Origin of the sequence: Streptomyces sp. NPDC014727, from assembly GCF_043083485.1 — a bacterium.
Taxonomy (GTDB): domain Bacteria; phylum Actinomycetota; class Actinomycetes; order Streptomycetales; family Streptomycetaceae; genus Streptomyces.
On the sequence record NZ_JBIBYR010000006.1, the window covers coordinates 216288 to 230713 of the forward strand.

The 14426-nt window shown below is 69.2% G+C and carries 9 protein-coding genes; all 9 read right to left on the reverse strand.

Translation table 11 applies throughout. The annotated features are described in order from the left end of the window. Positions 1-75: 75 nt before the first annotated feature. The gene (locus tag ACF1B9_RS12970) at positions 76-696 is read right to left on the reverse strand and encodes a hypothetical protein (protein WP_391743975.1); all 621 of its coding nucleotides are present in this window, start codon (positions 694-696) and stop codon (positions 76-78) included. After that, the gene (locus ACF1B9_RS12975) at positions 693-2414 is read right to left on the reverse strand and encodes an alpha/beta hydrolase (RefSeq protein ID WP_391743973.1); all 1722 of its coding nucleotides are present in this window, start codon (positions 2412-2414) and stop codon (positions 693-695) included. The genes ACF1B9_RS12970 and ACF1B9_RS12975 overlap by 4 nt, the downstream gene beginning before the upstream one ends. A gap of 3 nt (positions 2415-2417) precedes the next feature. Beyond that, positions 2418-2813, reverse strand: coding sequence for a hypothetical protein (locus ACF1B9_RS12980; RefSeq protein ID WP_391743972.1), 396 nt, complete (start codon positions 2811-2813; stop codon positions 2418-2420). A 530-nt stretch (positions 2814-3343) separates the two neighbouring features. Then, positions 3344-4636, reverse strand: coding sequence for a type VII secretion-associated serine protease mycosin (gene mycP, locus ACF1B9_RS12985; protein WP_391743970.1), 1293 nt, complete (start codon positions 4634-4636; stop codon positions 3344-3346). A 1657-nt stretch (positions 4637-6293) separates the two neighbouring features. Continuing rightward, on the reverse strand, positions 6294-6830 hold the full coding sequence (locus tag ACF1B9_RS12990; RefSeq protein ID WP_391743968.1) for a hypothetical protein: 537 nt from the start codon (positions 6828-6830) through the stop codon (positions 6294-6296). Between the two features lie 143 nt (positions 6831-6973). After that, on the reverse strand, positions 6974-9310 hold the full coding sequence (locus ACF1B9_RS12995; protein ID WP_391743966.1) for a xanthine dehydrogenase family protein molybdopterin-binding subunit: 2337 nt from the start codon (positions 9308-9310) through the stop codon (positions 6974-6976). After that, the gene (locus ACF1B9_RS13000) at positions 9307-11439 is read right to left on the reverse strand and encodes a 2Fe-2S iron-sulfur cluster-binding protein (protein ID WP_391743965.1); all 2133 of its coding nucleotides are present in this window, start codon (positions 11437-11439) and stop codon (positions 9307-9309) included. Before ACF1B9_RS13000 ends, ACF1B9_RS12995 begins: the two co-directional genes overlap by 4 nt. Continuing rightward, entirely contained in the window at positions 11436-12332 is an 897-nt protein-coding gene (locus ACF1B9_RS13005) for an FAD binding domain-containing protein (protein WP_391743964.1), read from the reverse strand. Before ACF1B9_RS13005 ends, ACF1B9_RS13000 begins: the two co-directional genes overlap by 4 nt. A 423-nt stretch (positions 12333-12755) precedes the next feature. Next, positions 12756-14426, reverse strand: coding sequence for a beta-N-acetylhexosaminidase (locus tag ACF1B9_RS13010; protein WP_391743963.1), 1671 nt, complete (start codon positions 14424-14426; stop codon positions 12756-12758).

The window sequence follows — 14426 nt, forward strand, 5'->3', positions numbered from 1 at the left end:
CCCGGATACGCCGAGGCCGCGGCCGGCAGCGGCCAAGGGACCGGCTCGGCGGACGGGACACGGGGCGACCTGCGATCAACGACTCTCTCGGGACGACCAGAAGGCCGACTGTTCCCGCGGTCTCAGCTCCTCCGCCTTCGGTCCGCCAGGGCGGCCGGGTGTACCCGTCGGATAGGTCATTGCAGAGTTCTCGGCACAGCTGAGTCCTGCGCTGAGGGATACGTTGCCGATGCTGCCGACTTCCATGGAGACGGTGAGCCCATCGGGGCCCTTGGCCCGGATCCAGGGCATGTCCTTGTCGGAGTTGACGCTGACGACCCGGAAGCCCTGCCGCTCCCAGTACCGCTGTACGACTCCCAACAAATTGCCGCGCCGGTGCTCCGAAACCACAGTGAGGATGTTCCTGCTGCGGGTGACGGTGGTACTGCCGGTCGGCTCGTTGAGATCCGTGCTGCAGGCCGCCTCCGCAGGGGCACCATAGACCCATTTCACCGGCGGGCGGATGGCCGCCAGCGTGCCGTCGAGGATTGCTTCCGAGCGCTGCCCGGCTTGCTGCATATCCATCGTGGGTACCTTCTGTTCCTTCTTGCTCTGGCCCTTCGTGGCATTCTGTCCATCGTCGGTTCCACATGCCCCGAGCGCCGCCACCAACAGCGCACAACCCAGTAGTCGTACCGGTCCGCCCAAACGCGTCATCTCGGCGCCACAGACTGGATCCTGTCCCCGCGGCCGGCCACGACGCTTGCGATGTTGTTCAGGGAGTCGCCGCCGTCGATTGGATCGAAGTAGATCGAATGCGCGGGCAGATCTCCAGCCACAAGCCCTGCAACGCCGGTGTCCTCTCCAGGGGCCACGCTGAAATGATGGCCTCCGAAGTGGTTGTCAGCGGGGTCCGTGCCGAACCAATTCTTCTTGGGCCCGTACTCACTTCCCGGAGAGACATACTCAAGAAGATTGGGCGTGGGCAGGTTGGTCACCTGGTCGTTCTCCGCCGCTCCGACATAGACGTGGTCGGCGCCCATCCCGAGGTCGGCGGCCTTGTCGACACCGACACCCGGGCTTCCGACGAGGACCAACTCGTCGGCGGGAATTCCGCCTGGCAGCTGTGCAGCCTGACCGACAGTCAGTGACCCGTATGAGTGCCCGACAGCTGTCACATGCGGTGAGCCGGACTCATGGGTGGCTCGGATGCCCCGCAGGAAGCTGTCGTAGGCCGGGGCGCCGGCCACGGCGTTGTCGTCACCCATGACGTCGGTGGCCGACCACTTGAGGCCGTCCAGCTGGGGTGCGTCGTAACCGAGCCAGACAATGGATGCGGTCGTGGTATCCGGGTACAGCTTGTTCGCGGCGTGCGCGACATTCCAGGCCCGGTCCACGTCGGATGACGCGAAATGCCCACTCAGCTTGGTATTCAGACCCGGCACATACGCGGAGACGTTCTTCGAACTGTCCGGATCGCCGAACGACACGATGGCGCGGCCATTACCTTCCGGGCCGAGGCCGAGCAGATAGGGCCGGGGCTCGCGTCCCCGGTCCAGCTGCTGCTGGATTCCTTTCACACCATCGATCTTGTCCTTGAGGGCTGCCGCTTCGTCGCCGACCGCCCCGGCATAGTCGGTCTCCAGGCTGCTCAACAGCAGGGGCAGGTAGGTTCGATTGGCTCGGTCGCGGTCGGTTGCCGGAATCCCGTCACGGTTGCCGATCTGCTGTGGGTAGTCGTGGATCAACTCGGCCTGAAGGGTGGGGGAAAGACCCGCCCACCACGTCTGTACGGCGTCGGGTGAAGCCTTCTTGTCCGGCATACCGAGTTCGGACAGCAGCTCACGGTCAAGCTCGTTCGCAGTCGCCAATTCCAGTAGGCCAGTGCTCCACTTGCCTCCTGCGCACCGGTTGGCCGCATCAGTGAAGAGCTTGATCGCGGCCGCATACTCCTTGTCGGCAATCCGAGCCGCGCTCAGAGCATCGCCGATTCGGTCGGCGAACTCTTGAGCACGTGTGGCCTGATCGCGGTTCATCATCGCCACGTCGTCCGCCATCATGTGGCTGGTGTCGGCGGTCGGGACCATGACCGTACCGTCGTCGGCGACCTTGTAGCCAGCCTCCGTGGCATCGGCGACGGCGGCCTTGAGGCGGCCCTGATGGGCGGCCAACTCCTCACCGCAGGTTCGCAACACCGTGCCCACGCCGTCGAGTTCCTGCTTTGCGACGTTCAGGTCGCGGTGCATACGGGCGAGTCGGTCAGCAGCGGATTCAGCAGTCGCCCCGCCCCAGACCCCCTCCTGAGCGAGAGGGCGGTGCAGATATTTTCCGAAGTCCAGGGCTTGAGCGGTGAAACTCTCTGCCAGTCCGTCCCAGGCATCGCCGGCGTCGGTCAGCAGGAGTGGCTTGGCGTCACGGAGCTCCGAGACTCGCATGTGTCAGTGCCCTCCATGCGTCAAGGGGAGCCCGTTGAGCCCAGGAGCGTGCGGGCCGGAGGAGTCCGGGCCGTACGGGCCAAGGCCGAGGAAAAACTTCCGGCGCTCCTGGTCCTCGTGAGTAAAGCTCATGCTGGAGCTGATGACCGCGTCCGCTGCGCCCCCCACCATGCCTGCCAATGAACGCAGCGCCTTCGTCCACGCCTCCAGGCAGTCGTCGATCGCCTGGGCGGATTGGAAGCCGACCAGCCCTGCGACCGCCGCGTCCGTCGGCGTGAACAGGACCTTGATGTCCTCCGGTATGTCCTGGGCGACCTTGTGGGCCGCCTCGCCCGCTTTCCGCACCTCGCCGTGTTCGATCCAGAACCCCTGTGTGGGGCTGCCGATCGGTGTCGACATACGCTCCCCCTCGGTCGGTGTTCAAGCTGAAGCAGGCCAACAGCGCGCCCTGCGCAGGACTTGAGTACGCATACTTAAGTCCAGCGCAGGGCGCCTGCAAAGTCCGTGCTGGTCAGCGGTGGGTTTCGCCCATGCCGTACATAACGAAACTTCGTGCCACCCGTCACGCGGAGCGCGACGCCGGACACGAGTTGCGTGAGCTGCGGGTGCTCGCAGCGCCGACGACTACCGGGTCGGCGTGGGCATACCCGGCGCAGTGCAAGGCCGCGCGGATCAGGCGGTTGTACACCGACGCCAAGGTCGGATGGCTCACCCGCCAGAACGTCTACGCGGTCACCGACGTGACCGCTTGGCAGGCCTCTCCGCAGCAACTCCGCCTGGCCCGTTCGCAATGGATATCAAGAACTGGCTTCTCTGCGGCCGGGGCATCCCCTTCGCTCGGGGTGTCCTCGCGACGCCCCCCACAATGCTTTCACCGTAAGTGACAGTTGATGACTAAGCGAGGTCGCCATGTGTATCAAGTTGGCGCTTTAGCTTCGCCTTTCATCGTAGGGATGCCTGTCATGAGACGATTTGAAATCAGAGGAAGCGGCGGGAATGGACCCGTAAGGCGGGTTCGTGGGCCGATGCTGAGGCGGGGTCTGCTGGTACGGATTGGGGTACGGGGGTTGGTGCGTATAAGCGGGCGTAACGGCTGCGGCTGCAGACATGCGGCGGCGGGAGCGGATGGTCAGGGCGGCGGCCACTGCGCCGACGAGCGCGACTGCGCCGATTCCGATGCCGATCCAGAGGCCGGTGTTGCTGCTGTTGTCGTCGAATGTGGGGGCTGCTACGGCGGGTTTGTCGGTGTCCTTTGAGCTTCCGGTCGCCTTGGAAGGCTCGGAGGAAGGGCTGGGCTTCTCGGCCGGCGCAAGATCAGGGAGCGGGTACACGTCCGCCGGGCCGGGGTCGCCCGGACTCTTCAGAGCGATGCGGGGGCGGACGATGCCGTAGCCGACATAGTCGTTGCGCTTGGCTCCGCTGGTCGGGGCGCCGACCGTGTTCAGCATGACGCGGAGGACCTGGTTGTTGGTCCAGTCAGGGTGCTTGGACCAGATGAGGGCGGCGGAGGCGGAGGCGAGGGCAGTGGCGTCGCTGGTTCCACTGGTCTTGCACAACTGGGTCCCGCCGGTGCAGGGGTGAACCATATCGATGCCTGGTGCCGTGAGATCGACCTGCGGCCCGTGCTGGGACTCACTGGTCTTCTTGAAATCGTGGCCGACCGCACCCACACCGACGACCCCAGGTGTCCCGGACGGGTACTCAATCAGGTTGGCTCCGTTACCACTGTTACCAGCAGCAGCAAAGATCAAAGAGCCATTGTCGAGCGCGTACTTCACTGCGTCCGTCAGCGCCTGCGACCCCGCCTGGGCGCCAAGGGAAATGTTGATGACCTTGGCACCACGATCAACCGCATACCGAATCGCCACGGGAGCAACCCGATTGAACTTCGCGTCCCCCTCTGCCTGGGTTGCCCCTACACCGGAGTCAGGCATACGGACCGGGAGAATCTTGACCCCCGGAGCCAGCCCGAACGCACCGTTGCCCCCGTTGCTCCGACCTGTCCCTGCAATTAGCCCAGCCATGCTCGTGCCGTGGCCGTCGTAGTCGGTGTGCTCGTCACCCGCAACATCCGGCTCTAGGTTCTTGCCGTTGAGCACCTGCCCGACGAGGTCCGGATTCGCCGGGTCCACACCACTGTCGAGCACGGCAACAATGACACTCTTGCCCGTACTCGTCTTCCACATCTCCTCAGCCCTCATGACATCGAGATGCCACTGCATAGAACGCGTGGAGTCCGCGGACGCGGGCACAGCAGCGACACCCACCAGCAGTAGGCCCAAGGCTGCTGACAGCATGCATCGCCGTCGTGTGAGTCCCTTGCTCCTGATGCGCATCCGGATCCCTCGTGAGTTCCCTGTTGATCAGTCGATGACCGGCGGGACGACCCGTCGGCTGCCCTGCTGCCAGATTTCATCGTCTTCGACCAGATAGTCCGGCCGTTCGCTGCCCTCGTCGCGTCCTGCCTCATGCGTTCGAGATCCCTTAGAGGTGATCCCGCCACCCCGTCCTGCCAGACCTGTACCGCGCTCTGCGTCTCCCGAGGCGCTGCCTCTCACCAAACCCGACCCTCCCGGTGTGAACGGGCTGGATCCCCCGCGCGCCTGCTGCTGACGTCCGCCGACCACACCACCTGTCTCCCCAGCCAGTCGACGACCGCCACCATTGGCAGCATGCGGAGAGGTGCCTGGACCGATACCACCGCTCATGCCCGGTGCACGACCCATCGGCGCCGTCCCATGGGGGTTCTCGTTGCCGATTACCGTGCCACGCGGAATTCCGGCCAAAGAACGCCCTGAGCCAGAGGGCACCGCGCGGCCACCGGTGATCCCGTCAGGCCCGGCAGGTCGGCCCACAGGCCCAGGGCCAAACGGTCCCACGGCTGGGGCAGACATTGGCGGACGGGGCGTCCCTATCGTCCTGCCCCCGCCATTCGTGCTTCGCAGCGGGGAGGGACTGGCATTGGGAACGGGCGGAACGATGCCCACTGTCGGCGGGAGAACAGTGTCGGACCGAGGCGCGGTCGGCGGCGTCACTGGACCAGTAGGGGAGGGTGGAGCATCCGGCAGCACGGCCAACCCATCAATCCCCATGTCGACCGGCCGCGGCGCCGAGGGCGACACTGAGTGCGTGGAGACGCCCGTCCACCCCACTGGGGAGATCACACCAGATGCTGCTTCTGAGCTGTGCCCCGGTGCGACGGCGTAACCAGTACCACTCGCAACAGATCCGTATCCTGTCCCAGGGCCAACGTGCCCGTCCTGCGCTCCGTCACGTCTCTCGCCAGACTGCGGTGCAATCGCCCCCGGAACGGCCGGGAACACTGGCTTCGCCAGATCCGTCATCTGCGACGACGAGAAGGTGTACGTCTCCGACAGCTTCCGCATCTGTGCAGCCGCCGCTTCCCGGTCCGCGTTCAACGTCTCCGCTGACCTTTTCGCCACCGCCGACGCATCCGGATCGTTGCGCGCCGCGAGTGCCGCCTCCAGATCCGCCTGCGCACTCGCATCTGTCCGGGGAGTCGACGCCTGGGCCAACAGGATCGCGTTCGACACCTCACCGAGCCACTTCGAAGCGCCCTCGCCGTAATCCCCGAGGCGCAGCGTCGCATTGGCCAGGTCCGCGCTCCACGTACGGAAGGCGTCGGCCCCTTGCCCCTTCCACTCCACATACTGCGGACGGATCTTCAGATCCGTGGCAATCTTTCGGATCTCGGTAGCCGCGCTCGCCAGACGATCTGCCGCAGCCTGGATCTCGGCACTGTTGGCGTGATCCAGCCACTGCAGCATCTCTTTGTGAGTCCTGTTGTCGAAGTTCGTACCCATGACGCCGTCTCTCTCCCTGTCCCCGTGGTCCCCTTACAGGGCAAGTCGTGTCGCATCAAGCGCCTGCGCCACCGGACGTATCCACCGGTTCCTTCGGCTCGACCGAGTGTTTCTGCTTCTTCGCCGCCTCAGCCGCCGCTTGTCCCGCCTCGTGGTGGGCGTTCGTGCTGTGCTGGATGGCGAGCATGCGGTCGCGTACGTCCAGGTCGACGTGTTCGTAGCCCTTGTGGGACGCGAGGACCGCGATGCTCATACCCTCGATGGAGTCCGACAGCAGCCTGGACAGATTCTCCAGCTCCTTGATGACGCTGGAGTACGACTGGTAAACGCTCCCCGCCTCCGCCCACTTACCGTCGTCGCCGCCGAAGTGCGAGCGCGAGACAAGGTCCTCGCCGACCTTCCCCGGCCCCGCCGGCGACGCCTTGAGGTCGCGCAGGATCTCCTCAACGCGTTCGCGGAACTTGGTGAACGACGAAAGTTCGGTGACCAGTTCGCCCACGGCGCCCGGGGCGACGGCGCCCATGGCTCCGAGACCGCCCGCGACTCCCATTGCGTACGCCGAAAGCTCCGCCTCCGGATCACTCTGTCCCACAGCACCCTCCCCCGTTTAGCAACAGCCGATTGACGCTTCGGCTTCAGCCTTGGGGTTCACCTTAGCCAGCAGCGGTGACAGTGTGCATCTCCGGGTTGCACCTGCAACCCGGAGCGCATGGGATCACGCCAACCGTGCAGGGATCAGGACTTGGGCGCCGCCACCGCGGCCTGGGGTCGGATCGGGAGGCGGTTGATCGGGCGGCCGGTGGCGGCTCGAACCGCTGCGGCCACTGCTGCGGGGGAAGTCACCACGGGGATCGCCGAGGCGGGCTTGGCGCCGAAGGGGGCCACCACGTCGCGTTCCTCGATGAGTTTGACGATGCGAATGTCCGGTGCGTCCAGGGCCGTCGGCAGTGCGTAGCCGGTGAGGTCGGGGTGGCGGATCAGGCCGCGGGCGGTGCGGAGGTTCTCGGTCAGGGCGGCGCCGATGCCCTGGGTGATGCCCGCCTCGATACGGGTCGCCAGTTGGGACGGGTTGAGGATCCGGCCGACGTCCTGGGCGACCGCCATCTCCACGACCCGGACCGAGCCGAGTTCGATGTCCACGTCCACCACCGCGCGGATCGCGCAGAAGGCGAGGCCGACGAAGGCGTCGCCCTGGCCGGACTCGTCCAGAGGTTCGGTCGGGTGGGGGCGGCACTGGGCGGTGGCCCAGAGTTCCTTGCCGTCCATCGCTTCCGTGACCGTCGTGGACAGCACCCCGTCGTAGGAGGTGATCTTGCCGTCGGCGATCTGCAGCAGCTCCGTGGACATCCCGAACTTGTGGGCCAGGGGCTGGAGAAGCTGCGTCCGGACCATCTTGGCGGCGCGTTCCACCGCTCCGGCCGAGACCCAGGTGTGGCGACCGTGCGTGGCGGGGCCCGCCGGGGGCTGATCGGTGTCGACGGACGCCACATGGACCTCTTCGATGCCCAGGGTCTCCTGGACCACCTGGCGGGCGAGGGTCGAGAAGCCCTGACCCGTCTCCACCGCGGCGCAGATGACCGTGGCGACGCCGTCGTGGACCCTGACGGTGGCCGTGGAGACCTCGTCGGCGCCCTCCGCTCCGAGCATGTGGACCATGCCCAGCGCGTAGCCGACGCCCCGGCGCACCGCGCCGGGCTCGCCCGCGCCCTCCGGGCCGCCGGGGAGCAGCCAGTCGTCCTCCGGGGAGTCCTTGGGGAGAGAGGGAAGAGGGAAGTCCCTTACGGATTCCAGGAGTTCGGACACCGGCGCCGGACAGGTCACCGTCTGGCCGGTGGGGAGGATGTCGCCGGTGGACAGGGCGTTGCGCAGACGCAACTCGGCCGGGTCGATGCCGAGTTTGGCGGCCAGCTTGTCCATCTGGCCCTCGTACGCCGCGCAGACCTGCATCGCGCCCTCGCCGCGTACATGGCCGGACGGCGGGTTGTTCGTACGGACCGCCCAGCCCTCGATGAAGGCGTGCGGGACGACGTACGGGCCACAGGCGAACGCGACCGCCGCGGCCAGCGACTCGGACGAGGCGTCGGCGTACGCGCCCGCGTCGAGCAGGATCTGCGCCTCGACCTTCACCAGCCGGCCCTCGGCGTCCGCGTGGTGGCGGTAGCGCAGGAGCGTCGGGTGACGGTGGGCGTGGCCGAGAAAGGACTCCTCGCGGGTGGCGGCCAGTTTGACCGGGCAGCCGGTACGCAGGGCCAGCAGGCCCAGCGGGAGCTGGAAGCCGGGGTCCTCCCGGTCGCCGGTCGCGCCGGGGACACCGGTGACGACGACCTTCACCCGGTCCGGTTCCAGACCGAAGCAGGCGGCGGCGAGATCGCGGTCGGTGTGCGGGTCGGTGGAGGCCGTGTAGATCTCCACGCCGCCGTCGGGCCGGGGCACGGCGAGTCCGGCCTCGGCGCCGATCGGGGCCGGGTCCTGACGGCCGATGCGGTACAGGCCCTCGACGATGACCTCGCCGGTGGCCTCCGGGTCGCCGTAGCGCAGCGGGATGTGGCGGATCAGATTGCCGTCGGGGTGCAGCGGTTCGGCCTCGAACGCCTTCTCCGGGTCGGTGACCGGTTCGAGGACCTCGTACTCGACGGCGATGGCCGCGGCGGCGAGCCGGGCCGTGTCGGGGTGGTCGGCGGCGACCGCGGCGATCGGCTCACCGTGATGGCGGACCAGGTCGGAGGCGAAGACCGGACGGTCGACGACCCTGCGTCCGTACGCGCCCTCCCCCGGGACGTCCGCGTGCGTGATGACGGCTCGTACCCCCGGCATCTCGGCGGCGCCCGAGGTGTCGATGGACAGGATGCGGGCGTGCGGGTGCGGGGAGCGGAGGACGGCCGCCCAGAGCAGGCCCTCGGCCCAGAGGTCGGCGGCGTACGGGAAGGTGCCCTCGGTCTTGGCGCGCGCGTCGGCGGGCTGGAGGGAGACGCCGAGGCCGAGTGCGGGCGGCTCGGTGTCGGGACCCTCGACCGATGGGGCGGTGATCCGTGTGCTGGTCGCGTTGGCAGCGGTGGCTGCGTCGTTGCTCACGCCATGCCTCCGTCCTGCGAGTGCGGTTGGACACCACCGGCGCCGGCGGCGGCCTGATGCGGAATGCGGGCCTCGTCGGACTCCGGGGACGAAGAGTCCGACGAGGCGGGTTCGGCGCCGGCCTCGCGGCCTGCGATGACCTCGTTCACGGCGTCGAGGACGCCCCGGTAGCCGGAGCAGCGGCAGAGGTTGCCGCAGAGTGCCTGACGTGTCTCCAGTTCGCTGGGGGCATGGTTGCCCTCCAGGAGATCGTGGATGGTCATGGCCATGCCGGGGATGCAGAAACCGCACTGGACGGCACCGCACTTGGCGAGGGCGCGCTGGACGTCGGACGGCTCACCGTCCACGGCCAGGCCTTCGACCGTACGGACCTCGCTCCCGGCCGTGGTCGCCGCCGGGACCAGGCAGGAGGCGACCAGACGGCCGTCCACCTGGACGTTGCAGGCGCCGCACTCGCCCTGCGAGCAGCCGTCCTTGGCACCGGCGAGGCCCAGGCGCTCACGCAGCACGTAGAGCAACGATTCGCCGATCCAGGCGTCGGTGACGGGGCGGTCGGCGCCGTTCACGTGCAGGACGTAGGAGGTGGCGGGGTGCTCGCTGGGGACATCCAGGGGCTGGTCTTCGACGGGATGGGCTTCGAGGAGCTGGGCCTCGGCGGGATGGGCTTCGAGGAGCTGATCTCCGACGGGTTCGGTTCCGGGCGGCTCGGCCTCGTGGGATCGAGCTGCGGAGATCTGCTCTTCAGGGGATCGGGCTTCGGCGGGACGGGCTTCGGCGGTCTGCGCTTCGAGCGGTGGGGCCTGGGGCAGTGGCGCCTCTCCCGGGGTGCTCCCGAGAGGTGTGTCGGAGTCCGTGTCGGCTGTCGTACCCGTCTCGGGGTCGGGCGCCGCGCCGGTCGACGGCTCGGCCGGGCGCTGCTCGGGCAGTCCGTCGACCGCCGGGGCGGCGGCGGGGACCTGCGTGAGGTCCACTCCGAGAACGGGAGTGTCCCTGGCAGCGGGTACGGGGCCGTCCTCCGCGGCGGTGACCGGTGTCTCCGATGCCGCCTCGGGGACCTGCGGCGACTCCCTGTACGCCACGGAAGACGCCGTGGGCGTCGCGGAACGGGATGCGGGCGCGGTCTCCGGGGATGCTGCGGAAGGCGTCGCGGAATGCTGCGCATCGGGTGCGGAATCAGCTTCCGGCGCGTGCTGCGGCTCGATGTCCGCGCCGGGGGCCGGCTCCACCGGGGCCTCGGGCCCGACCTCGACCTCGGGCTCCGCGGCCGGCTGCTGTGTCGCCCACGGTGCGGGAGCACCGCCCGGCAACGTGGCCGGAGGAGTCCGGTCCGGGTACCACTGGGCGGCCAGGGCCGAGGCCGCGAACTCGCCGGACTCCTCCGGGAGGTCGCCGTCGGCGACCGGAATCGTCCACTGACCGGTGTGGCCGGACTGGCCCGTGTGGTCGGCGGGTCCGGACTGGCCCGTGTGGTCGGCGTGATTGATGTGACCAGCCGCACCGCCGTGGCCGACCGGGCCACCATGATCACCGTGGCCGACCGCACCCCCATGGCCGCCGTGGTCACCATGGCCACCATGGCCACCGTGGCTGACCACACCACCGTGGTCGGTGTGACCGCCGTGGCCGGTGTGACCACCGTGGTCGACATGACCGCCCTGGTCGACAGGGGCCGCATGGTCGGCGTGCCCGCCGAACTCCGTGGATCCGGCGGCCTGCGCGGACTCGGTGAAGTTCCACTGGCCGGTCGCGGCCGACGCTCCCGGGTACTGCTCCTGCTGCGGGTACCCGTACCCGTACTGCGGCTGCTGGTTCGGGTCCGGCCAGTGCACCGCGCCCGGTTCCGGCTGCTCCGCTCCCGTACCCCGCTCCTGCCGGCCCTGCGCCTGTACGACCCAGCTGCCCGTGGCCGCCGGGTCGAGTCCGGCCGCGGGTGTCAGCGGCACGATCATCGGCGGTACGTAGCCCTGGCCGGGCGCGGCCAGCGGGATGTTCGCCAGGTCCTCCGGCGGCAGGTGGACGAACGCGGTCGCCTCGGCGTCGTACTCGCCGCCCTGCGGCGTCGGCTGCCAGCCCCCGTGCTGCGGCTGCTCCCGCTGCCCGTGCTGTTCGTTGTGTTCCTCGTTGCTCACGACAGTGCCCTCCCCAGCGCGCGTCGGGCCAGCGCGGCGACGGTACGCCGCAGATGCAGTACGGCGGGGGGCAGCGGTGGCGCCTCTCCCCCGTCGGCAGGCGGTGCCTGGTCCGGGATGCAGGCCGCGGCGACGTACTCGCCGAAGGCGGCCAGCGCGTCGGGGGCCAGGCCCCGTTCGCCGTCCCAGTCGATCAGTGAGGCGATCCAGCGTTCGGCCTCCAGCGGGCGCAGCGGCATCGGCGCGATGGCGCCGACCGCGCAGCGCACCCCGCGCCGGGCCGGGTCGAGGACGATCGCGACGGATGCGGTGGCGCGGCCGGGACCGGTGCGGCCGGTGGCCTTCAGGAAGACCTGGGGGGCGTGCAGCAGCGGTACGCGGACGAAGCCGATCAGTTCGGCGGGTTCGAGCATGTCGCGGCCGGCCAGCAGGTGCGAGACCGGGATCTCGCGGCGGGCGCCTCCCGGGCCCACGATGACGAGCTCGGCCTCCAGAGCGGCGAGCACCGGCAGGGCGTCACCGGTCGGGGCGGCGGTGGCGATGTTCCCGCCGAGCGTTCCGGCGTTACGGATCTGGGGCGGGCCCGCGGCGCGCGCGGACGCGGCCAGAGCGGGGATGAGGGCGGCGAAGTCGGGCCGCCCCATGCGTGCGTGGGTGAGTCCGGCACCGAGCAGGGCGTGGCCGTCCTGGTAGTGCCAGCCGCGCAGCTCGCTGATCCGGCCCAGGCCGACCAGCCCCGAGGGGCGCAGCAGCCCCTTGTTGACGGCCGACATCAGGTCTGTTCCGCCTGCCACGGGAACGGCGGCGGGCATGGCGTCGAGTGCCGCCACGGCCTCGTCGAGCGAGGCCGGCAGCGTCACCGACTGCGTCGCCTGCGGTGCGTGCGTGGTCAACCCAGCTGCCCCTTCCCGGTGTCCCGGCTGTCCGGCTTGTATCGCCGTACGGTACGTGCTCAAAGCCTGGACGTGGCAACTCTGGCACATCTTCCGATCGGACCGACGCGAGGGTCCACGAAGGGCATATCCGTCCCCGACCTGGGGGATGATCCCGATTCGCCCCGCTTCCGTGCGGAGTGTGAATCGCCGCTTCCCGACGGGCCCCCCACGGGTCGTTCGCATTCGAGCGGCTCCGTTCCGACAGGGCGCGTTCCACCGGAGGCGCGGGCCGGTGGGGCGTATCGGCGGGGCGCGTACGGGTGCGGGTGTTCCGGTGAGACGTACCTGTGGCGGCGCGTCCATGGCACGCGTACCGGATGACGTGCGCCGGCCGTCACGCCCCCTCGGAGCGTTGACGGCCGGTCCCGGAGCGCGCCGGGATCACACGTTCGGGGGCGGTCCCTCAAGGGGGCGTCCGAGGACGCCGGGGCGCTGCTGCCAGGGCAACGGACCGTTCGGTGGCCGGTAATCGACTCCGAGGGCGTCCAAGCGGGCGTAGTGCGTGGTCATCCGGCGTTCGAAGTCGGCGTAGTCCCGTTCCGCGGGGGCGGGCAGGGGCGACCAGGCGACCTCCGCGAACGCGGCGAGGCGCGGGAAGACCTGGTAGTCGACGCGGGCCCGGTTCTGCATGACCTCGGTCCACACATTGGCCTGGGTGCCGAGGATGTGACGGGCCGCCTCCTCGGAGAGGCCCGCGGGCACGGGTTCGAACCGGTAGACGTCCTCCAGGGTGCGGATGAACCCGATGGGCATCGGTTCGTCGGGGCCGCCGTCCTGACGGTGGTCCAGGTACACATGCTGCTCCGGGCACATCACGACGTCGTGGCCGGCCTCGGCGGCCGCGACGCCGCCGCCGTACCCCCGCCAGGACGACACCGCGGCGCCCGTCGGGAGGCCGCCTTCGAGGATCTCGTCCCAGCCGATCAGGCGGCGGCCACGGGCGGTGAGCCAGGTGTCGAAGTGCCGGATGACCCAGGACTGCAGCTCGTCCTCGTTGGCCAGGCCGAGTTCGTCGATCCGGGCCTGGGCGGCCGGGGACTCCTTCCACTGGTCCTTGCGGCACTCGTCGCCGCCGATGTGGATGAACGGCGAGGTGGCGGCGGGGAAGAGGTCCAGGACCTCTTCGAGCACGCCCTCGAAGAAGCGCAGGGTGTTGTCAGTGGGGGCGAGTACGTTCGCGTTGATGCCCCAGGTGTCCCAGACGGAGAGGGTGGTGGTGTCGATGACGTCGGTGTTGCCCAGTTCGGGGTACGCGGCGATGGCGGCCTGCGAGTGGCCCGGAATGTCGATCTCGGGGACGACCCGGATATGCCGTTCGGCCGCGTACGCGACGATCTCGCGGATGTCGTCCTGGGTGTAGTGGCCGCCGTGCGGGGTCTCGTCCCACAGCTCGGAGGCCCGGTGGCCGTGCTTGGTGCGGGCCCGCCAGGAGCCGACCTCGGTGAGCCTCGGGTGGCGCTTGATCTCGATGCGCCAGCCCTGGTCGTCGGTGAGGTGGAAGTGGAAGACGTTCAGCTTGTGGGCCGCGAGGAGGTCGAGGTAACGCAGGACGTCGTCCTTGGGCAGGAAGTGCCGTGCCACGTCGAGCATCATGCCGCGCCACGGGAAGCGGGGCCGGTCCTCGATGTCCGTGACGGGGATGACGCGCGGTGTGCCGGGGTTGACCGGCGCGCGGCGGAAGGCTTCCGGTCCCAGGAGCTGGCGGAGCGTCTGCGCGCCCCAGAAGACTCCGGCGTCGCTCCCTCCCGTGATCTCGACGTACCGGCCGCCGGGCCCGGTGCACAGCCGGTACCCCTCGGGGTCCAGGGCCGGGTCGATGCGCAGCCGGATGGTGTGCGTGGCGTCCTCGCCGCCCGGCGCGAGGGGCAGGCCGAAGGCGGCTCCGAGCGTGGAGCGCAGCCAGCGTTCGGTGTCCTCGGTACCGGGGTCCGCCGTGATGGTGGTGAGCGGGTCCAGCGGGAATCCGTCCTGCCCCGCCGCGTCACCGGAATCAGCCGCTTCAGCGGCGTGCGCGGGTGCCGGGATCAGCGCCGGGATCAGTTCCATGGCCAT